This is a genomic window from Vogesella oryzagri (genome assembly GCF_040148885.1).
In the GTDB taxonomy this organism is placed as follows: Bacteria; Pseudomonadota; Gammaproteobacteria; order Burkholderiales; family Chromobacteriaceae; genus Vogesella; species Vogesella oryzagri.
The window spans coordinates 441,323-462,740 of record NZ_JBEFLD010000003.1 but is presented as its reverse complement, the minus strand read 5'-3'; the positions used below and the strand labels follow the sequence as shown (position 1 = coordinate 462,740).

Genomic DNA, 21,418 nt, shown 5'->3' with positions numbered 1-21,418 from the left:
TTGGCCGCACAGACCTCCCCTGCCATGCATCAGCATGCATAGCCCGGCGGCGGCACTGCTGGCGCAGGCGACCCGCATGGTTTTACAGACCTACGGCACCGGCTTGGCGGCACGTCTGGGCATTACGCCGCGCCGGGCACGGCCCGTACTCAGTTGACCGACAGCGACACCTGGTTGCGACCGGCAAACTTGGCGCGATACAGCGCGGTATCCGCCGCATAGATCAGCTGCTCCAGCTCGGTATCGTCCGCCTTCGCCGCCGCCACCCCGATGCTGACGGTGATACGGACACTGCCCCCCTGCGGCAGCGGCACTTCGGCCTGCTGCACCCGCTGCCGGATGCGCTCGGCCACTTCCAGCGCATCCTCTGCAGCCATTCCCTGCAACAGCGCCACAAACTCCTCCCCACCCCAGCGGCAGAACAGGTCATTGCGCCGCAGCACGTCCTGCATGATCGCCGTCAGCTGCCGCAGTACGGCATCGCCCATGGCATGGCCATGCTCATCGTTGATGCGCTTGAAAAAATCGGCATCCATCATCAACAGTGCCACCCCTTGCCGCTGGCGCTGGGCGTTGGCGATCAGCCCAGTGGCGCCGTCGCGGAAGGCGCGCCGGTTCATGGCGCCGGTCAGCGGGTCCTGCATCGCCATCTCGGCCAGCTGCAGCCGTAGCTGGTAGCCGTGCACGTATTCTCGATACAGCGCGTACTGCGCGGCAATGGCAAGACCGGTCGCCGGCCAGATCTGCACCGCGTACAGCAAGTGGGGAAAGGCAAGCTGCGGGTTGAGCAGCGCCTGCAGGTGCGGCCCGAGGGAAAACAGGATATGGGCGCTCATGATCAGCGGAAACGACAGCCCCTGCAGCACCAGAAAACCGGCCATCTGGAAGTACATATAGCCACCGATGCCGTAGATGAAGCCACCGTTCAACCGCAGCAGGATGTCGAAAAACAGCACATCAAACATGAACGCGGCGGCAAAGATCATCAGCCGCGCGTTGCGGGGCGACATCGCCGGGTGCGCCATGCTCCAGGCCACCGCCAGCGCCAGCAAGCCCATGCCGATGCGCAGGCCGATGGTGTGCTGCGCACCGCTGGCGTCGATCACGTAATCCCACACCCACATGCCGGTGGCGAACAGGCCAGACAGCTGCCACATGCGCTGCGAATAGCGGCGCCGGTCGTGGAATTTGGCGTCCAGAAAACCGTTCGGCAACGCCTGCGGCGCGGGCAGGCCAAGCGGTCCGGCAATGGATGGGGGCGGCGCCTCTGGTGGCGTTGCAGTGGGCAAATGGTGGCTCATGGTCTCCCTGCCGCTGTGGCCGCGCATGTGGCGCTGACAGCTTCCAGTGTAGAGCGGCCCCGCACGCCTTGCGGCCAACTTTGCAGGCAAAGTGCTGTCCAAACCCAGTATGTAAGCAATCGCTAAAACAGCCCTAAGCAATACTGCGGCCATGCCGATAAACCGGCTATACCCGCATCCGGAGTTCGCCATGATGCCCATCCGCCGCAAGCTGCTGGACGGCTTTAGCAGCACCTTCCCGCCATTGCAGCAGCAAGGGCGCAGCATGGTTGCCGCCAGCAGCATGCCGGCGGCCAACCCGCAGAACCTGGCCGAGGAATACCTGGCATGGGCGCGCTGGCTGGACGAGTTGCATCGCCACGCCAATAACGGCGGCGAGCGCGAAGTGCGCGCGCTGGCCGACGGCAAGCTCGGCTTCGTTCTGCGCCGCTGCATGGTGCTGCGCGACAAGGCCATGCTTGGCGGCACGCCCGGCCACGTGCTGCTGGACGAGGCCGCGCATCTGGCGCGCGAACTGGAACAGGTCGTGGGTGAGCTGAGTGGCCGCGAGATGGCGGCGGTGGACGAATGGCCGCTGCCCTACCGGCTGTACAGCCGGCAAGCACCGGCAAGCCACACGCGGGCGGCACCGCCACGCGGCCACCGCGAGCGGCGCAAGGGCGGCGAAAACCGGCAGAACTTGCTGACGGACAGCGAACGCCACGATGCCCAGCTGGCGCTAGGCTGCCTGCTGCTGGTATTGCAGTTGCTGCGCCGCTGGCCGGTACTGGCCGAGGCAGCCACTTGGCGTGCAGCCAACCTGAGCCTGGCGCGCACCCGGCAAATGGGCCACCTGGCCACCGAAGCCAGCGCCAATCCGGATCATGGCGACCCGGCGGCCGGCGGCGACAGCACCACCTAAGCCAGCACCATTCGGCAGCGGCAGCGCAGCCGTCACACCGGTCGCAAGCCTCGCCGTTGCCCGCTCGCGATCAGGCGAAGCCGTCAGCAGCGACGCCTGGTCCAACCCGCGGCCAAAGGTTGGCCGCAATAAAAAACGCGGCACATAGTCCGCGTCCACGCCTGGCAGGGCAAAAACTGGGTCAGGCCGCCACCTCCAGCGGTGCCGACATCGCTGGCGCCTGTTGTTGCCATTGTTGATAGCAGTCCAGACCGCAATAGTTGCTGACGTATTCGTCTTTTTCGCTGTTGTGATCCGCCGGGATTTCTTCCAGGCAGACCCTGCATTCAAGTCGCGTGTCCATGTGGCTTCTCCATGGGGTGATACCCCAGCCTAGGCCACGCCAGTGCGGCAGAGAAATCGATTGTGCCTATCCCGCCGATGGCCAGCCGCTATCAGCGTAGCGGGCGGTTGATCTCCACCGTGATGTGCGCCAGTTCTTCATGCACTGCCAGCAGGCCGCGAATCTGGTCCGGCGTGGCATCGCCGCTGGTTTCCACTGCCACGATGCAGGCATAGCTGCCCTGCCCCACCCGCCACAGGTGCAGATCGGTAATGCTGGCCGGCGGTTGCAGGCTGGCCACCGCGTCGTGGATCTCCGCCACCTGCGGCGCATCCATCTCGGCATCCAGCAACACCTTGCCGGCCTGCTGCAACAGCCCCTTGGCCCACACCGCCACCAGTACCGCGCCGGCAATGCCCATTACCGGGTCCAGCCAGGCTGCGCCCCACAGCTTGCCGGCGAACAGCGCTACGATGGCCAGGACCGAGGTCGCCGCATCCGCCAGCACGTGCAGGTAGGCCGAGCGCAGGTTGAGATCATGGTGGTCATCATGGGCGTGATGATCATGGCCATGATGGTGGTGACCGTGATGATGGTCGTGCTCGTGCTGATGGCCGGCGGCATGCAGCAGCCAGGCGCACAGCAGGTTGACCAGCAGCCCCAGCAACGCCAGCACGATCGCCTGGTCGTAATGAATGGCGCTGGGGTTGAGCAAGCGCTGCAGCGACTGCACCAGCATCAGGCCGGCTACCCCCAGCAGCAGCAAGGCGCTGCTGAAGCCTCCCAGGATTTCGATCTTCCAGGTGCCAAAGGCAAAGCGCTTGTCGTAGGCGTAACGGCGCGCGGCGGCATACGCCAGCACTGACAGCCCCAGCGCCAGCGCGTGCGAACTCATGTGCCAGCCATCGGCCAGCAGCGCCATGGAGTTGAACCACCAGCCGCCGCATATCTCCACCACCATGGTGATGGCGGTCAGCCACACCGCCCAGCGGGTGTTGCGCTGCGCCAGCGGGTTGCCGAGATGGAAAACGTGGGTGTGGGTGCGGTTATTCATGCTGCCGTGGTCTCTTGATATACTGGCGGGCAGTATATTGCAGCACCACCAACCATACTACCCCCCAGTACCAACCAGGACGCAGCATGTCGCACATTGCAGGTAATAACAAACCGCTACTCACCCGGGTACGGCGCATCAAGGGTCAGGCCGAAGCACTGGAAAAGGCGCTGCAGGACGGTGGCGACTGCGTGGCGGTGCTACAGCAGATTGCCGCCATTCGCGGCGCGGTGAACGGGCTGATGAACCAGGTACTGGCCGACCACATCCGCGAACACGTGGGCGCCGATGCGCTGACACCGGCGCAGCGCCAGCAGGAGGTGGAACAGCTGCTCACCATCCTGCAAAGCTATCTCAAGTAACCGCAGGCAAGGTTGGTCGCAGCCGCCGACTGCCACACGCCACCGCCAGTAAAAAGGCCGCGGACTCAGCCTGCAATCTGCTGAATCCGCGGCCCGCCTGGCCGTACTGCCTTAAATGCTCAGCCGGCCGCCACCAGGTTGGCCGCATGGAAGCGCAAGTGGTCTTCGATGAAGCTGGCGACAAAGTAGTAGCTGTGGTCGTAGCCCGGCTGCAAGCGCAGCGTCAGCGGCCAGTCACGCTTGCTGGCGGCCAACTGCAGCGCTTCCGGCTGCAGCTGCTCCGGCTTGAAGCTGTCCTGCTCGCCCTGATCCACCAGCGTCGGCAGCGGCTGCGCCGTGGCCAGCAGCTGGCAGCTGTCGTACGCTGCCCATGCCGCGCGGTCTTCACCCAGATAAGTGCTGAACGCCAGCTGCCCCCACGGCACCGCGGCCGGGTTGACGATGGGCGAGAACGCCGACACCGAGGCATAGCGCCCCGGGTTGCGCAGCGCCACCATCAGTGCACCGTGGCCACCCATGGAATGGCCGCTGATCGCCCGCTTGCCGCTGACCGGGAAGTTGCCCTCCACCAGCGCCGGCAGCTCGTCCACCACGTAGTCGTACATGCGGTAGTGCGTCGACCACGGTGCCTGAGTGGCGTTGACGTAAAAGCCGGCGCCCTGCCCCAGATCGTAGCGGTCGGCATCGGCCACGCCTTCGCCGCGCGGGCTGGTATCCGGCATCACCAGCGCCAGCCCCAGCTCGGCCGCCACGCGCTGCGCGCCGGCCTTGGTGGCGAAGTTGTCGTCGGTGCAGGTCAGGCCGGACAGCCAGTACAGTACCGGCACCTTGTCGCCCTGCGCCGTCTGCGGCGGCAGGTAGATGGCAAACGTCATCACGGTGCCGGTGCTAGCCGACTGGTGGCGGTAGCGCTTGTGCCAGCCGCCAAAGGCGCGCTGGCTGGACAACAGTTCCAGGGAGGCGCTCATGCCGGCCTCACTTGGCAAAGTGCACCACACTGCGGATCGACTTGCCTTCGTGCATCAGGTCGAAGGCGGTGTTGATGTCTTCCAGCGGCATGGTATGGGTGATGAAGTCGTCGAGGCGGAATTCGCCCTGCAGGTAACGCTCCACGTAGTCCGGCAGCTCGGAACGGCCACGCACGCCACCAAATGCCGAACCGCGCCACACGCGGCCGGTCACAAGCTGGAACGGACGGGTGCTGATCTCCTCGCCGGCACCGGCCACGCCGATAATCACCGACTCGCCCCAACCCTTGTGGCAGCATTCCAGCGCCGAACGCATCACTTTCACATTGCCGATGCACTCGAAGGAGAAATCCACGCCGCCGTCGGTCATCTCGACGATCACGTCCTGAATCGGCTTGTCGAAATCGCTGGGGTTCACCAGATCGGTGGCGCCCAGCTTGCGCGCCAGTTCGAACTTGCTGGTGTTGATGTCGATGCCGATGATGCGGCTGGCACCAGCCATGCGCGCGCCGATCACTGCCGACAGGCCGATGCCGCCCAGGCCGAAGATGGCCACGGTGTCGCCGGCCTTCACCTTGGCGGTGTTCATCACCGCGCCCATGCCGGTGGTAACGCCGCAACCCAGCAGGCAGACTTCTTCCAGCGGCGCTTCCTTGTTGATCTTGGCCAGCGAGATTTCCGGCAGCACGGTGTACTCGGAGAAAGTCGAGGTACCCATGTAGTGGTAGATCGGCTTGCCGTCCTTGGAGAAGCGGGTGGTACCGTCCGGCATCAGGCCCTTGCCCTGAGTGGCGCGAATCGCCTGGCACAGATTGGTCTTGCCGGACTTGCAGAACTTGCACTCGCCACATTCCGGGGTGTACAGCGGGATCACGTGATCGCCCACTGCCACGCTGGTCACGCCCTCGCCCACCGCTTCCACGATGCCGGCACCTTCATGGCCCAGAATGCAGGGGAACACGCCTTCGGAATCCTTGCCGGACAGGGTGTAGGCGTCGGTGTGACACACGCCGCTGGCGACAATGCGTACCAGCACCTCGCCCTTTTGCGGCGGCATCAGGTCGACTTCTTCAATCGACAACGGCTGGTTCGGGCCCCAGGCGACGGCGGCACGGGTCTTGATCATCTGCATCACGCTCTCCTCTTGCTTGCATTCGGTGAATGCGGCCAACCATGCAGGTTAGCCGCAACTGCCGTCATTGTAGGAATGGGCACAGCGGAAATAATCGGGTTAAATGGAAACATATTTTTGCCAATGAGTAACAATCATGCAGTGGCTAGGGGTAGTGGAATTCGTCACCGTGGTGGAAACCCAAAGCTTTACCGTGGCGGCACAGCGACTGGGCATGTCGGTGGCGCAGGTCAGCCGCCAGGTCAGCGCGCTGGAGTCGCGGCTGGCAACACGGCTGTTGTACCGCACCACGCGCCGCGTCAGCGTTACCGAGGCCGGCCAGCTGTACTACCAGCACTGCCGCCCGCTACTGGACGGGCTGCAGCAGGCCGAGCAGGCGCTGTCGCAGGCGCAGGGCACGCCCTCCGGCCACCTGCGCATCACCGCCCCCACCTACTACGGCGAAACAGTGATCGCCCCGCTGCTGACCCGTTACTTGCAGAGCCATCCGCAGATCAGCGCCGAGCTGAACCTGGACAACCGCAAGATCGACCTAGTCGCCGAAGGCTACGATCTGGGCATCCGCCTGGGGCCGATGGACGAATCCTCGCTACAGTTGCGCCAGCTGGGCAGCCGTCGCCACCACGTGTGTGCGGCGCCAGACTACCTGGCCCGCCAGGGCACACCGCATACGCTGGCCGAGCTGACGCAGCATCAATGCCTGGTCGGCACCATCGACTTCTGGCGTTTCAACGAGGGCGAGCGCCTGCGCGAAGTGCGCGTCGGCGGCCGGCTGCGCTGCAACAGTGGCGCCGCATTGCTGAATGCCGCGCTGCAGGGGCTGGGGCTGGTACAACTGCCGGATTATTATGTGACGCCCTATCTGACCAACGGCCAGCTGGTGCCGGTGCTGACCGGCTATATGCTGCAGGATGGCATCTGGGCCACCTACCCGCGCAGCCGTTTCATGCCCCCCAAGTTGGCCGCATTGCTGGATTTCCTGGCACAGACACTGACAAAGAATGCTTAATTGCTATCTTTAATATGCAGATAGCACCGCAAGTCACTTCGTTTACAATTACCGCCTGCAGATTGGTCTGAATAAGGGAGAAACCATGACCACACTACTGAAAGTCCTGCTCACCTCCGCCATGCTGCTGACCGCCAGCGGCTCGGCACTGGCGCTGGATAAACCACAGGGCCGCGCCCTGCTGACGATCAATGGCTTGATCGCCGAAAAAAATGCCGGCAACGAAACCCAGTTCGATTCGCGCATGATCGATGCCTTGCCGCAAGTAAAAATGACAGTGCCCACGCCATGGTACAAAACCGCGCAAACCTTTGAAGGCCCGCTATTCCGCGACGTACTGAAAGCAGTGGGCGCCAACGGCAAAAAACTGTACGTGGTGGCGCTCAACGACTACGCCGCCGAGATTCCGCTGAGCGATCTGGCCAAGTACGACGTGATCCTGGCGCGCAAGGTGAACGGCAAGGTACTGAACGTCCGCGACAAGGGCCCGCTGTTCGTGATGTACCCGTTCCACAAGAACCCGGAGCTGCAGACCAAGGACATCTACTCCCGCTGTGTCTGGCAGGTAAACCGCATCCGCGTCGAATAAGCAGACCTTCCATCTGATGCAGAACAACGTAAAGAAGCAGCTGTGGTGGCTGGCCGTGCTGATGACGGTAGCCATGCTCACCGTGGGTGGCTTGTACTACAAGCAGCGCTCGATGATGCAGCGCGTGGCCACCCTGGGTGAAGACAATGTGGTGTGGGTCTACACCCAGCTGGGGATTGACTACCATCGTGCCGCCGGTGCCGCCCGGCTGGCCGAGGTCAGCAATGCCCCCGCAGATCTGGACGAGCTGCAGCTGCGTTACGAAATTCTGGTATCACGCATCAATGTCCTTGCACAGTACCGCTTTGCGCCGCTGTTTCACGACACCCAGTGGCACGCTCGCCAGATTGCCGCGCTGCGCAAGATGATCGAGCGCACCGATGCGCTGCTGAATGCCGGCGACGGCAGCTTTAACCGTCAGATCGCCGCCAGTTTCGAGCGCGAACTGGCGGCCGTCATTGAGCCGGTGCGCGAGCTGACGCTGGGGGCCAATAGCCGCCTGAACCAGGTGGCAATGGACAACAACCGCGCCATGGAGGGCCTCAACACCATGGTGGCGGCCCTGGCGGCGCTGCTGATCCTGATTACCGCCGCCATTGCGGTGCTGGCTTACCGCAACCTGGCCGCCAGCGAGCGCCGCCGCCAGGAAGCCGAGCAGCTTAGCCGCAAGCTGGACCGTGCCCGGGTAGAAGCCGAAGCGGCCAACGAAGCCAAGAGCGCCTTCCTGGCCAATATGAGCCACGAAATCCGCACGCCGATGAACGGCATCATCGGCATGACCGACCTGACGCTGGACACCCGGCTGGATGACGACCAGCGCCAATATCTGAATCTGGTGAAATCGTCTGCCGACTCGTTGTTGGTGATCATTAACGACATCCTGGATTTTTCCAAAATCGAGGCCGGCAAGCTGGAAATGGAATCGGTGTCGTTTTCGCTGCGCAGCCTGATGGCGCAGACGCTGCACCCGTTTGCCCTGCGTGCCGGCGAGAAACAGCTGGAACTGGTATGCCGCATCGAACCCGACATCCCGGACCAGCTACTCTCCGACCCCTCCCGCCTGCGCCAGATTCTCAACAACCTGATCGGCAATGCCATCAAGTTCACCGACCGCGGCGAAATCGAAATCAGCGTGCGTCAGCTTGCTGCTACCGCGCAGCAGCCCATGGTGCTGGAGTTTGCCGTGCGTGATACCGGCATCGGTATTCCGCTCGACAAGCAACAGCTGATTTTTGCCGCCTTTGCCCAGGCCGACAGTTCCACCACCCGCCGCTACGGCGGCACCGGCCTGGGGCTGGCCATTACCCGCCAGCTGGTGGGGCTGCTGGGTGGCCGGCTGTGGGTGCAAAGCGCCGAAGGGCAAGGCAGCAGCTTCTACTTCACCCTGCCGGCAAGCCCGGCAGAGCAGCTGGCCGTACCGCGCGTGGTGACGGCCGACCTTACCGGCCAGTCCGTACTGGTTGCCGATGACAACGCCACCAACCGCAGCTGGCTGGAGACGCTGCTGTTGAGCTGGGGCATGCGGCCAACCTTGGTCAACGACGGCTTTGCCGCACTGGAAGCCTTGCAGCACGCGCCGTACTCGCTGATCCTGCTGGATAGCCACATGCCCGGCATGTCCGGCTTTGAGGTTGTGCAACAGCTGCAAACCGCGCACCGCCACACCACGGTCATCATGCTGACCTCGTCGCGCGAGCGTGGCGACACTCAGCGTTGCCAGCAGCTGGGCATCCGCGGCTATCTGACCAAGCCGATACGGCAAGAAGAACTGCTGCTGGCCATGCGCCTGTTGCTCAGCCACGATGCTGCCGAGCAGCAGGCGCCGCTGGTGACCCAGGACACCATCCGCACCCTGAGCAACACGCAGACCGTGCTGCTGGTGGAAGACAACCAGGTCAACCAGAAGCTGGGCGTTACCCTGCTGGAGCGTCACGGTTATCAGGTCACCGTGGCCAACAACGGCCAGGAGGCACTGGAGCTGCTCTCCGCCCAGTGCTTCGATCTGGTACTGATGGACATGCAAATGCCGGTACTGGATGGGCTGGAGACCACCCGCCGCATCAGGGCACAGGAGGCAAGCAGCGGCGGCCACCTGCCGATCATCGCCATGACCGCCAACGTAATGAACGGCGACCGCGAGCGCTGCATCGAGGCAGGCATGGACGGCTATATCGGCAAGCCGATCACCGCCGAAAAGGTATTCGAGGAAATCGCCCGGGTACAGGGCGGCCGCGCGATGCTGCCACGGCAGAACACTGCCAGCGCGGACATGGTGTTCGACTACCCGCAGCTGCTACGCAACTGCGACGACGACCAGCGTTTTGTTCCCATCCTGCTGCAGGCATTCTGTGACGATGCGCCGGCACGGCTGGCAGAAATCGAACAGGCATTGGCCGCTGCCGAGCTGCAGCGTGTCAGCATTGCCGCCCACAGCCTGCGCGGTTCGGCACTATCCATTGCCGCCCCGGCACTGGTGGCCACCTGCCAGCAACTGGAGAGCGTCAGCAAGGCCGGAGAGCTTGAGACGGCTCGCACGACATTTGCCGCCGTATCCCGGACACTGGCGCAGCTACTGCAAGCGCTGGCGCCGTATCAGACCACTGCCACCGACTGACGCCCCCATCCGACTAGCGGTCGGCAGCGCAGCAGCCTGTGGCACACAAAGACAAAGCCGACCAGGAGGTCGGCTTTGGGCTTGCAGTACTTCAAACGGACTGGTTCTACTCTTCCAGCCCACCGGTTGCAAAGCAGGCATCAATAAAGGCGGGAGCGTTGCCGGCGCGATGCCGGTTGCTGTTGCGTCCGTACGCTCACACGGACGCGCTTCAGGGGAGACGCTTTACCAAAGAACATTACTGCGGCTACAACACTACACAACAATGTCAGCGATACCATTTTGCCCCCCTCCTTTCTGCTGCCTGATTTCGATATAGATTACCCGTCACACGGCTGCAAGAAATCATTCGGCAGCGTCTTCGCTTTCGTCGTCCAGCGACGGCAGCAAATGTGACGCCAGCTGCTTGCTGGTGCGCGCACCCAGCTTGCGCAAGCGCTCGGCGCGACCAAGCAGATTGCCACTGCCATTCGACAACTGTTTGAGCGCGTTGCCGTGGGTTTCCTGCGCCAGACTCAGCTGGCGACCGAGTTTTTCCAGCGTATCGACCAACCCCACCAGCTTGTCGTACATCGCCCCACCCTGGCGCGCGATCTCCTGGGCGTTCTGGTTCTGGTACTCGTAGCGCCAGATGCTGGCCACGGTGCGCAGCGTGGCCAGCAGCGTGCTGGGGCCGACGATCATGATGCGGCGCTCGAACGCCTCGTTGAACAGGCTCATGTCGTGCTGCACCGCCAGCAGGTAGGCCGGCTCCACCGGCACGAACATGAACACGAAATCCAGGGTATTGAGCTTGTACAGATCCTGGTAGCGCTTGTCCGACAAGCTGCGGATATGCTGCCGCAACGCGGCGATGTGCGCTTTCAGCTCGCTGTCGCGCTGTGCCTCGTCGCTGGCGGCGGTGTAGCGCACGTAGGCGTTCAGCGACACCTTGGAATCCACCACCAGCTGCTTGCCTTCCGGCAGGTCGATCACCACGTCTGGCTGGTAGCGACGCTGGCTGCCGTCTTCGTGCTCCAGCGTGTCCGATACCTGCACGCGGTACTCGCGATCGCGGGTCAGGCCGGAGGTTTCCAGTACCTTTTCCAGCACCATCTCGCCCCAGGTGCCCTGCGCCTTGTTGTTGCTGCCGGTCAGCGCATTGGTCAGCGCCACGGCGTCGGCATTCAGCCGGGTGTTCAGCTCCTGCAGCCGGCGCAGCTCCTGCTCCAGCGTCAGCCGCTCCTTGGAGTCCTTGTCGTAGGTGTCCTGCACCAGCTTGCCGAAGTTCTGCAGCCGTTCGCCCAGCGGGCCCAGCATCTGCTCCAGGTTCTGGCGGTTCTGCTCGGTAAAGCGCTGGCTTTTTTCTTCCAGGATGTCGCTGGCCAGCGCCTTGAACTGGTGGCTCAGCGCCTCGCGCGCCTCGCTCAGCAGCCGCAGCTTTTCAGCGCTCTGCTGCCGCTCCTGCTGCAGAAGCGTGGCCAGTTCCTGCTCGCGCACGCTCAGCCGCGTCAGTTCATCCTGCAGCTGTTGCTGCGCCTGCTGCCAATGTTCGCGCTGCGCCTGCAGTTGCTGCAGCTGGCGCCCCTGCTCTTCGCTGGTGGCCAGCCGTGCCGCCATGGCGCGGGCGTCTTCCTGCTGCTGGAACAGCCGCTGCTCGCGGGCGGCCAACTGCTGCTCCAGTTCCGGCACGCGCTGCACCTGGCTGCCGACTGCGGCCAACTTCTGCTGAGTATCGCCCAGCTGCTGACGCACTTCCTCCAGCTGCCGCTGCAGTGCCTGCTCGCGGGCGGCCAGGTCCTGCCATTGCTGGCTGGCGCTCTGCCACTTGGCCTGCAAGGCGGCCAGTTCCAGCTGCACTTCGTTGCGGCCTTGCTGGTAGGCGGCATCCTGCCGGCTGCGCTGCACGCCCCAGACGGCGGCGCCACCCAGCGCCATGCCGACCAGGGTGGAAATCAGGGTTTCGATCATGCTTGTGTACGGTCCTGTACGGTTGTGGCCGGCGGCGATGCCAGCCGGCTGGTCATGCCGGCTGCCAGTGCTGGATGTAGATCTGCAGTTCCTTGCGGCCCTGCCACTCGTTGGCGGCCAGCTGGTATACCGCGTCCACCTGCTGCGGCAGCCAGTCGCCATGATTGAACAGCATGCCGTCGCACTCCACGTTGTCTTTGGCCAGCCGTAGCTTAAGGTGCTTGCCGCCCACCAGCCGCTGGCTGACGATGTGGAAGCGGTCGTTGAAGGTCGGCGGCGGGAAGCCCTGCCCCCACACCTCTGCGGCCAACGTTTCGGCGATCTCCAGACACAGCTCGCGCGGCTGCAGGCTGCCATCGGTTTCCCATACCCGGGTCAGCGCCGAGGCGTCCAGCAGCTCGCGCGCCACGTGTTCGAATGCCTGCTGGAATGCGGCGAAATCCTGTTCGCGGATGGTCAGCCCGGCGGCCATGGAGTGGCCGCCGAACTTCAGCAGCAGGCCGTCGTGACGCTTGGACACCATGTCCAGCGCATCGCGCAGATGGAAGCCGGGAATCGAGCGGCCGGAGCCCTTGATCTCGCCATCGTCGCCCGGTGCAAACACAATAGAGGGGCGGTGGTAGCGCTCCTTCAGCCGCGACGCCACCAGCCCTACCACGCCCTGGTGCCAGTCGTCGCGGTACAGCGTCAGCGTGTAATGGTTGGCCGCATCGATGGTCGACAGCACCGTCAGCGCCTCGTCCTGCATGCCGTGCTCGATGGCGCGGCGTTCGCGGTTGAGGCGGTCCAGCTCCTGCGCCAGCGGCGTGGCCACTTCCTCGCTGCCCGCCAGCAGGCAGGCGATGCCCAGGCTCATGTCGTCCAGCCGGCCAGCGGCGTTCAGGCGCGGACCGATGGTGAACCCCAGGTCGAAGGCGTTGGCCTTGTGCGCGGCACGGCCGGCGACGCGGAACAGCGCGGCAATACCCGGCGCCAGCTTGCCGCTGCGCATGCGGCGTAGGCCGGCATCCACCAGGATGCGGTTGTTGCGGTCCAGCTTCACCACGTCGGCGACGGTGCCCAGCGCCACGATATCCAGCAGCTCGCCCAGATTCGGCTCCGCGCCATTGGCAAACACGCCACGCTGGCGCATCTCGGCGCGCACCGCCATCAGCACGTAGAACATCACCCCCACCCCGGCCAGATGCTTGGAGGCGAACTCGCAGCCAGGCTGGTTGGGATTGACGATCAGCGCCTCCGGCAGCGTGTCGCCCGGCAAGTGGTGATCGGTAATCAGCACCTCGATACCGCGTGCGCGCGCCGCTTCCACCCCGGCCACGCTGGCGATGCCGTTGTCGACGGTGACGATGATGTCCGGCTGCTGTTGTGCGGCCAACTCGACGATTTCCGGTGTCAGGCCGTAACCGTATTCGAAACGGTTGGGCACGATGAAATCGATTACCGCGCCCAGTGCGGCCAAGCCGCGCACCGCCACGGTACAGGCGGTGGCGCCATCGGCGTCGTAATCGGCCACCACCAGCAGCCGCTGCCGTGCGGCAATGGCATCGGCCAGCCGCGCGGCCATGGCGTGGATGTTCTTCAGGCCGCCAAATGGCAGCAGGCCTTTGAGGGCGTAATCCACCTCGGCGGCATCGGCCACGCCGCGGGCGGCGTACAGGCGCGCCAGCAACGGCGGCACCCCCTGACCGTCCAGCTGTTGCAGCAACGCCGGTGGGCAGGATCGGGTAAGAATCTGGCTCATTGCGGGTACAGATCGCCCAGCGTTTGCGGGCGTTTCCAGAAGCGCCACAGGTCGCTGGGGCGCAGAGTAAGGGTAAAGCCGGCATCGCCGTGGCAGCGCACGGTCAATTCGGCTAGGCGACGTTGTTTCAGTGCGGTCAGCGCCGGGGCGAACCAGTCGCGCTCCAGTTGCTGCAGGCCTTCGCGCCAGCCCCAGGCATCGCGGAACTGCGCGGCGGCTTCCACTGTGTCCAGTTGCACCAGCACGTCGCCGGCGGCCGCCAGCCCGCTGAAGGCGAACGGCGCCAGCTCGGCCGGCTTGCCGGCAGCCTGCGCCAGCAGCTGCCACAGCGCATCGGCCGCCAGCAGCTGATCGTGGCGCAAGGTTGGCCGCATGGCTTCGCCGCCCTGCTCACCCCACAGCCACACGCTGTTGACCGGCACCTCGCCGCGCGCCTCGCGCGCATCGTTGACCGGATGGGTGTACAGCAGCATCTGCAGCTCGTTGAGGTAGCGGCTCCACAGCATGCCGTTGCCGCCGCGCGGCAGGTGGCGGTTGATGTCGTTGCCGATCACGTCCGGCAGCGCGGAAAACTCGGCACCGCTGGCAACGGGCAAGGACAAGAACCAGCGCTGCGGGCTGGGGGCATGGAAGGCAAAGCCATCTTCGGCAAACAGCTTATTAAGGCTGGCGACCAGCGTGGTGGCCTCTTGCTGCGACAAATTCATGATGCCGACATCGCCCAGCAGGGCACGGTCGCGGTCCACCCGCAGGTTGACCGGGTCGGCCACCAGCCAGTGACGGCCGCGGGTCTCCAGCCCGCTGGCGGCGGCCAGATCGGCCGCCAGCGCCAGCTGTGGCAGGGCAAACGTCTGTTGCAGCAGCGCGGCAGCGGAGCTGGCTTGCGCCTGACGTTGGCCGCGTGCCAGCAGGGTCGTCAACGCCGGCAGCGGCAGGTTCTGGCTTACTTCACGGCCATCGTGGGCATCCAGCCAGGTTAGGCCGGGAATGATCAGGGTCAGTTTCATTGCGGGCTTGGCGTTATCGCCGTAATTGTTTTGGGCAAAATATATTTTCTGGATGATGAAACTCGCTGGCAGCTTTGCCAGTCATGGTCAGTTGCTGTCCGCATGGGCAGTAGCTCATTGATTTGTCAGCAATTTCTGTTTACAGCCGGCGCCGGCTTTTGATAGCATCGCCCACTTTGCAATTTCCTGCCAGAAAGCCACCCGCTTTCAAGCAAAACCGGCGACAGAATCGTACATATCGGCACGCCTATGCCAACCGGGTATGAGAGAACATGAATTATCGCAAACTGCTGCAACTACCGCAAAAATGGACATCCCGCGTGGTGAACAACCACGCCGCCTGGCTTGGCGCCATCGCCAGCCTGCCCTTCATGGGCGTATTGACTGCGGTGGCGGTGACACAGGGTAACAGCCCCGAGGCCGACAAGCCGCCGCTACAGCAGCATGTCACCGAAGCATTGACCCTGCCGCCGCTGCAACTGGCCGGCAGCAATACCGTACGCTACTGGCGCGACGAAGCGGTGCAGCGCGGCGACACCATCGCCCGCCTGTTGAACCGCCTGGGCGTGCGCGACAGCGATGCCACCCGCTTCATTCTGTCCAGCCCGCTGTCGCGCGATCTGCTCAAACTCAAGACCGGCGCCACGCTGTCGGTGGAGCTGAACGATCAGGGCGAGCTGTTCGGCCTGCGCTTCCTCAATGACGACGAAAACGGCGAAAGCGTGCTGGTCGCCATCGAGAAGGTGGGCGACAACTGGCAAGCCAGCGCCGATGCGCCGCGCACCGAAGCGATGCAGACCGTGCGCGCAGTGGAAGTCACCACCAGCGCCACCGGTGCTCTGGCGCAAGCCGGCGTGCCGGTCGAGGTACGCACCCAGCTGAACGAGATCTTCTCCGACCAGTTCGAGCTGTCCAGCATGAAGCGCGACGACAAGATCAACCTGGTATACGAAACCCTGCTGTATAACGGCGCCCCACTGACCACCGGCAATATTCTGGCGGTGGAAATCGAGCGCAACGGCACGCAGTACCAGGCCTTCTACTTTGCCCACGATAGCGAATCCGGCGCCTACTACGACGCCGCTGGCAAACCGCTGAAAAAAGGTTTCAACCTGCAGCCGGTGGCCGGCGCGCGCATCAGCTCCGGCTTCGGCATGCGCTTCCACCCGGTGCTGCACGCGCTGCGCATGCATCAGGGCATCGACTATGCCGCCGGCACCGGCACGCCGATCCTGGCGCCGTCCGACGCAACCGTGGATACGGTGGCGCAGCAGAACGGCTATGGCAACGTGGTGATCCTGCGCCACAACAACAAGCTCACCACGCTGTATGCGCACATGAGCCGCTTTCAGCCGGGGCTGAAAGCCGGCAACAAGGTCAAGGCCGGCGAGGTGATCGGCTATGTCGGCACCACCGGCCGCTCCACCGGCCCGCACCTGCATATGGAAGTGCGCATCAATGGCCAAGCGGTCGACCCGGCCACCACCGCGCTACCCACCCGCGGGCTGGACAACAGCGAGCGCTTGGCCTTCTCCAAGCAGAGCGTTAAGCTGGCGGCCAACCTCAAGCTGCTCAGGGACATCCCGGTCAACGTGGCGCAACTGGATTAATCCGGCGGCAACCCGACAACCCTGGCAGCGCACTCCTGCCAGGGTTTTTCATGTCTGAAATCTTTATCGGTTTGATGTCCGGCACCAGCCTGGACGGTGTTGACGCCGTGGTGGCGCGTTTTGACGGCAGCAGCATGCGGCTACTGGGTGAGGCCTTCGTACCCTACCCGGCCGCCGTCTGCGAGCAGGTGCTGGCACTGCAGCAAATTGGCGACAACGAGCTGGACCGCAGCGCCCGACTAGGTAACGAGCTGGCGCGGCTGTATGCCGCCGCGGTGCAGGCGGTACTGCAGCACTGCACCTTGGCCGCAGCGGACATCCGCGCCGTGGTCTGCCACGGCCAGACCATCCGCCATGCGCCGCAGGCCGGCTACACCTTGCAGCTGGGCAACCACGCGCTGCTGGCGGAGCTGACCGGCATCGACGTGATCGGCGACCTGCGCAGCCGCGACGTGGCCGCCGGCGGCCAGGGCGCGCCGCTGGTGCCGGCCTTCCATCAGGCGATGTTTGCCGATGCCGACATCCCGCGCGCCATCCTCAATATCGGCGGCATCGCCAACCTGACGCGGCTGCAGCCGGGCCTGCCGGTAATCGGCTTCGATACCGGGCCGGGCAATATGCTGCTGGATGCGTGGATTCGCCATCACCGCGGCGTGAGTTACGACGCCGACGGCGCCTGGGCCGCTAGCGGCCAGTGCCATGCCGAGCTGCTGCGCATCCTGCTGGCCGAGCCGTATTTTGCCGCCGACGTGCCCAAGAGCACCGGTCGCGACCTGTTCAGCCTGGAATGGCTGGCGGAGCGGCTGGAGCGCTTCCGCCTGCAGTACGGTGCCATCAATGCGGCCAACGTGCAGGCCACGCTGCTGGCACTGACCGCCCACAGTATTGCCGACGCCATCCAGCGCTTTGCACCGCACACCCGCGAGCTGTATTTGTGCGGTGGCGGCGTGCGCAACACGCAACTATGCCGGCAACTGACCACGCTACTACCGCAGCTGCACATCGCTGCCACCGATGTGCTGGGCCTGCCAGCGCAGCAAGTGGAGGCGGCGGCGTTTGCCTGGCTGGGCCATCGTTTCTGCCAGCGTGCAGCCGGCAACCTGCCAGAGGTCACCGGCGCCGACGACCTGCGGGTGCTTGGCGCGCTGTATCCACGCTGACGCCCCGGCCGGACAGCTTGGCCGCAAGCGGTTTGCGCAGCAGACGCACGTCGCCGCGACTGCCGCACCGCCACAATCGTTGTCCGGCAATAAAAGCCGGGCATTTGCCGATATAATGCGCGGCTGACACCCTACTTATTCAAAATCAATGCGCCTGTTCAAGCGTAAAGCCGTTGTCCGCAACACCCAACCGCTGCCACCCAAGCTCGCCGGCCTGATCCGCGAAGCCTGGTGGCTGCTGCTGGCGGTATCTGCCGTCTATCTGGTGCTGACACTGGCCAGCTACTCTTCTGCCGACCCGTCCTGGTCGCACAGCTCGGCCGACCCGACCATCCGCAACTACGGCGGCGTGTTTGGCGCCTGGATGGCCGACATCCTGCTGTACCTGTTCGGCTACTCGGCCTGGCTGCTGGTGGGCTTTTGCTTGTTTGCCATCGTGTGGGGCTACCGCCGCATCGAGCAGACCGATTTTGACGAAGGCCCACTGACCTGGCCGGCGCTGATCGGCTTTCTGCTCACCCTCATCGGCTTTGCCAGCCTGGAATACCTGGTGCTGAGCGGCAAGCTGCTGTCGCTGCCGGCCGGTGCCGGCGGCCTGCTGGGCAAGACGCTGGGCAATGGTGCGGCGCACGCGTTTGGCGCCACCGGTGCCAGCTTGCTGCTACTGGTGCTGGCGGCTATCGGCATTTCTCTGTTTACCGGGCTGTCCTGGCTCAATCTGATGGAACGTATCGGCGGCGTGCTGGAAGACAGCGTGCTGCGCAGCTGGCAGGCGTGGCAAGCGCGCCGCGACCGCGAAATCGGTCGCGAGGTGGCACAGCAGCGCGAGGAAAAAGTCGTCAGCGAGAAGAAAAAGATCGAGGAAAAGCCACCGCTGCGCATCGAAGCCCCGGTACTAGAAGTGCCGGTATCGCCCAAAGCCGTCAAGCCGGTGCAGCAGTCACTGTTTGCCGCTCCGGGCGACGACGCACTGCCAGGGCTGGCACTGTTGGCCGCACCGAAGGAACAAGCTGAGCCAGTGTCGGCTGAAACGGTGGAGTACACCTCGCGCCTGATCGAACGCAAGCTGGCGGACTTCGGCGTGGATGTGAAGGTGATTGCCGCCTACCCCGGCCCGGTGATTACCCGCTACGAGATTGAGCCGGCGGTGGGGGTGAAAGGCGCACAGATCGTCAACCTGATGAAGGATCTGGCCCGTGCGCTGAGCCTGGTGTCCATCCGCGTGGTGGAAACCATTCCCGGCAAGACCTATATGGGCCTGGAGCTACCCAACCCGAAGCGCCAGATCGTGCGGCTGTCGGAAATCGTCGGCTCGGAAGGCTATCAGAACATGGGCTCGCGGCTGGCGATGGCGCTGGGCAAGGATATTGCTGGCCAGCCGGTGTCCGCCGACCTGGCCAAGATGCCGCACGTGCTGGTGGCCGGCACCACCGGCTCGGGTAAATCGGTGGCCATCAACGCGATGATCCTGTCGGTGCTGTACAAGGCCACGCCCAAGGAAGCGCGGCTGATCATGGTGGACCCGAAGATGCTGGAGCTGTCGGTGTACGAAGGCATCCCGCACCTGCTGGCGCCGGTGGTCACCGACATGAAACAGGCGGCCAACGCGCTGAACTGGTGTGTCGGCGAGATGGAGCGTCGCTACCGGCTGATGTCCAAGCTGGGCGTACGCAACCTGGCCGGCTTCAACCAGAAGATTCGTGACGCGGAAAAAAGCGGCGAAAAGATTCCCAATCCGTTCAGCCTGACCCCAGACATGCCAGAGCCGCTGGATACCCTGCCGCTGATCGTGGTGGTGATCGACGAGCTGGCCGACCTGATGATGGTTGCCGGCAAGAAGATCGAAGAACTGATCGCGCGCCTGGCGCAAAAGGCGCGCGCCGCCGGCATCCACCTGATTCTGGCCACCCAGCGGCCGTCGGTGGACGTGATCACCGGCCTGATCAAGGCCAACATCCCCACTCGCATCGCCTTCCAGGTATCCAGCAAGATCGACAGCCGCACCATTCTCGACCAGATGGGCGCCGAGACGCTGCTGGGCCAGGGCGACATGCTGTACCTGCCGCCGGGCACCGGCTACCCGCTGCGTGTGCACGGCGCCTTTGTGGCCGATGACGAGGTGCACCAGGTGGTCGAGTTCCTCAAAACCACCGGCGAGCCTGACTACGTGGAAGGCATTCTCAGCGGCACCAGCGAGGGCGAGGACGGCGCGGCGGAAGGCGGCATCGCGGGCGGCAGTGCCGATGGCGAAGCCGACCCGCTATACGACGAAGCGGTGGCCATCGTGCTCAAGACCCGCAAGGCATCGATCTCGTCGGTACAGCGCCAGCTGCGCATCGGCTACAACCGCGCCGCGCGGCTGATCGAACAGATGGAAGCCAGCGGCATCGTCTCCGCCATGGAAACCAACGGCAACCGCTCGGTACTGGTGCCGGCACGCGAAGAGTGATCACGCGCGGCAGCGCGGTGCCCTGCCCGCTGCCGCCTACCTTGCGGCCAACCTGTCGCTTGCGTTCGCAATACCTTACTGGAAATGCCATGTCCCGCTACCTGCACGAAGCCGAATTCAGCCATGCCTACACCCCGAAAACCGGTGTGCTGCTACTGAACCTGGGCACCCCGGAGGCCCCCACTGCCAAGGCGCTGCGACCCTATCTCAAACAGTTTCTGTCCGATCGGCGCGTAGTGGAGATTCCACGGGCGATCTGGTGGCTGATTCTCAACGGCATCATTCTGAACGTGCGCCCGAAAAAAAGCGCCGAGAAATATGCCAGCATCTGGAGCAAGGAAGGCTCACCACTGCTGGTGCACACCCGCAAGCAGGCCAGCCTGCTCAAAGGCTTGCTCGGCATGCAGGGACAGCAGGTCATGGTGGAGTTTGCCATGCGCTACGGCAACCCGTCGGTAGAGGACGTCATACAGAAAATGCGTGCCGCCGGCATGGAGCGCCTGCTGGTGCTGCCGCTGTATCCGCAGTACGCCGCCTCCTCCAGCGGCACCGCGCACGATGCGGTGTTCCGCACCCTGCTCAAGATGCGCAACATGCCGGAGCTGCGCACCATCCGCCATTACCACGACCACCCGGGCTATATCGCCGCGCTAGCCGCCAGCGTGCGCGAGCACTGGCAGAAGAACGGCCGCGGCGACAAGCTGGTGATGAGCTTTCATGGCGTACCGCGCTACACCCTGGACAAGGGCGACCCCTATCACTGCGAGTGCATGAAAACCGGCCGCCTCCTGGCCGAAGCACTGGAGTTATCCAGCGACGACTATGTGGTGAGCTTCCAGAGCCGCTTTGGCAAGGCCGAATGGCTTAAGCCCTACACCTTCGATGTCCTCAGTTCGCTTGCGAAACAAGGTGTTGGCAGAATAGACACGATTTGTCCTGGCTTTGCCGGCGACTGCCTTGAAACACTGGAAGAAATCGCCATGGAGGGCAAGGAGCTATTCCTTACCAGCGGCGGCAAGGAATATCGCTATATCCCGTGTCTCAACGAGCGCCCGGATTGGATTGCCGCCATGGCGGAATTGGTCACGGCCAACCTTGGTGGCTGGATAACAACACCTGACGATGCAAATATGAGACAACTTCGCGCCCGGGCCTGTGGCGCAAAACACTAAAAAAAATGGCCGGTTTTTTCGCAATGGCGCACCAATCAGGGGCGCCATTGTTCGTTTCTGAACAGAATACTGGTGCA

General features: G+C 64.1%; 17 protein-coding genes. 9 read left to right on the top strand and 8 right to left on the bottom strand.

The features are described 5' to 3' along the window. Positions 1-149: 149 nt before the first annotated feature. On the bottom strand, positions 150-1,301 hold the full coding sequence (locus tag ABNW52_RS07365) for a GGDEF domain-containing protein (RefSeq protein WP_349585916.1): 1,152 nt from the start codon (positions 1,299-1,301) through the stop codon (positions 150-152). A gap of 190 nt (positions 1,302-1,491) precedes the next feature. Between ABNW52_RS07365 and ABNW52_RS07360 the strand changes: the two genes are divergently transcribed. Then, a complete protein-coding gene (locus tag ABNW52_RS07360) occupies positions 1,492-2,202 on the top strand; it encodes a hypothetical protein (RefSeq protein ID WP_349585914.1) in 711 nt (236 codons plus the stop codon). Positions 2,203-2,383: 181 nt separating this feature from the next. On the opposite strand, the gene ABNW52_RS07355 is transcribed toward ABNW52_RS07360, so the two are convergent. Together ABNW52_RS07355 and dmeF are read right to left on the bottom strand one after the other, a co-directional pair. Beyond that, complete coding sequence (locus ABNW52_RS07355) at positions 2,384-2,545, bottom strand: DUF3330 domain-containing protein (protein WP_349585913.1); 162 nt, start codon at positions 2,543-2,545, stop codon at positions 2,384-2,386. 91 nt (positions 2,546-2,636) lie between these two features. Further along, on the bottom strand, positions 2,637-3,578 hold the full coding sequence (gene dmeF, locus ABNW52_RS07350) for a CDF family Co(II)/Ni(II) efflux transporter DmeF (RefSeq protein ID WP_349585911.1): 942 nt from the start codon (positions 3,576-3,578) through the stop codon (positions 2,637-2,639). An 86-nt stretch (positions 3,579-3,664) separates the two neighbouring features. Between dmeF and ABNW52_RS07345 the strand changes: the two genes are divergently transcribed. Further along, positions 3,665-3,940: a metal/formaldehyde-sensitive transcriptional repressor gene (locus ABNW52_RS07345; RefSeq protein ID WP_349585909.1), complete on the top strand. Its 276-nt coding sequence runs from the start codon at positions 3,665-3,667 to the stop codon at positions 3,938-3,940. A 119-nt stretch (positions 3,941-4,059) separates the two neighbouring features. On the opposite strand, the gene fghA is transcribed toward ABNW52_RS07345, so the two are convergent. Both fghA and ABNW52_RS07335 read right to left on the bottom strand, forming a co-directional pair. Further along, on the bottom strand, positions 4,060-4,896 hold the full coding sequence (fghA, locus tag ABNW52_RS07340) for an S-formylglutathione hydrolase (RefSeq protein ID WP_465270725.1): 837 nt from the start codon (positions 4,894-4,896) through the stop codon (positions 4,060-4,062). 19 nt (positions 4,897-4,915) lie between these two features. Continuing rightward, on the bottom strand, positions 4,916-6,034 hold the full coding sequence (locus ABNW52_RS07335; protein ID WP_349586034.1) for an S-(hydroxymethyl)glutathione dehydrogenase/class III alcohol dehydrogenase: 1,119 nt from the start codon (positions 6,032-6,034) through the stop codon (positions 4,916-4,918). Between the two features lie 142 nt (positions 6,035-6,176). Here ABNW52_RS07335 and ABNW52_RS07330 point away from each other — a divergent pair, with 142 nt between their 5' ends. The 3 genes from ABNW52_RS07330 to ABNW52_RS07320 all read left to right on the top strand — a co-directional run bounded on the left by ABNW52_RS07330 (position 6,177) and on the right by ABNW52_RS07320 (position 10,252). Further along, a complete protein-coding gene (locus tag ABNW52_RS07330) occupies positions 6,177-7,049 on the top strand; it encodes a LysR substrate-binding domain-containing protein (protein ID WP_349585906.1) in 873 nt (290 codons plus the stop codon). 85 nt (positions 7,050-7,134) lie between these two features. Continuing rightward, positions 7,135-7,638, top strand: a complete 504-nt coding sequence (locus tag ABNW52_RS07325; RefSeq protein ID WP_349585905.1) for a putative pterin-binding protein — start codon at positions 7,135-7,137, stop codon at positions 7,636-7,638. 16 nt (positions 7,639-7,654) lie between these two features. Continuing rightward, the gene (locus ABNW52_RS07320; RefSeq protein ID WP_349585904.1) at positions 7,655-10,252 is read left to right on the top strand and encodes a response regulator; all 2,598 of its coding nucleotides are present in this window, start codon (positions 7,655-7,657) and stop codon (positions 10,250-10,252) included. 345 nt (positions 10,253-10,597) lie between these two features. Here ABNW52_RS07320 and ABNW52_RS07315 read toward each other — a convergent pair whose 3' ends face one another. The 3 genes from ABNW52_RS07315 to ABNW52_RS07305 are packed head-to-tail and all read right to left on the bottom strand — an operon-like array spanning position 10,598 to position 14,950. Next, complete coding sequence (locus ABNW52_RS07315) at positions 10,598-12,202, bottom strand: DNA recombination protein RmuC (RefSeq protein WP_349585902.1); 1,605 nt, start codon at positions 12,200-12,202, stop codon at positions 10,598-10,600. Between the two features lie 52 nt (positions 12,203-12,254). Continuing rightward, on the bottom strand, positions 12,255-13,943 hold the full coding sequence (gene recJ, locus ABNW52_RS07310; RefSeq protein WP_349585900.1) for a single-stranded-DNA-specific exonuclease RecJ: 1,689 nt from the start codon (positions 13,941-13,943) through the stop codon (positions 12,255-12,257). Continuing rightward, positions 13,940-14,950, bottom strand: coding sequence for a hypothetical protein (locus ABNW52_RS07305; RefSeq protein WP_349585898.1), 1,011 nt, complete (start codon positions 14,948-14,950; stop codon positions 13,940-13,942). The genes recJ and ABNW52_RS07305 overlap by 4 nt, the downstream gene beginning before the upstream one ends. A gap of 272 nt (positions 14,951-15,222) precedes the next feature. Between ABNW52_RS07305 and ABNW52_RS07300 the strand changes: the two genes are divergently transcribed. The 4 genes from ABNW52_RS07300 (at position 15,223) to hemH (ending at position 21,341) form a co-directional block, all read left to right on the top strand. Further along, positions 15,223-16,560, top strand: a complete 1,338-nt coding sequence (locus ABNW52_RS07300; RefSeq protein WP_349585897.1) for a M23 family metallopeptidase — start codon at positions 15,223-15,225, stop codon at positions 16,558-16,560. Between the two features lie 50 nt (positions 16,561-16,610). Beyond that, positions 16,611-17,720 carry an anhydro-N-acetylmuramic acid kinase gene (locus ABNW52_RS07295; RefSeq protein ID WP_349585895.1) on the top strand — a complete coding sequence of 370 codons (1,110 nt, stop codon included), beginning with the start codon at positions 16,611-16,613 and terminating at the stop codon, positions 17,718-17,720. A 148-nt stretch (positions 17,721-17,868) separates the two neighbouring features. Further along, positions 17,869-20,169: a DNA translocase FtsK gene (locus tag ABNW52_RS07290; RefSeq protein WP_349585893.1), complete on the top strand. Its 2,301-nt coding sequence runs from the start codon at positions 17,869-17,871 to the stop codon at positions 20,167-20,169. Between the two features lie 89 nt (positions 20,170-20,258). Next, positions 20,259-21,341: a ferrochelatase gene (gene hemH / locus ABNW52_RS07285; protein ID WP_349585891.1), complete on the top strand. Its 1,083-nt coding sequence runs from the start codon at positions 20,259-20,261 to the stop codon at positions 21,339-21,341. The last annotated feature ends 77 nt before the right edge of the window (positions 21,342-21,418 follow it).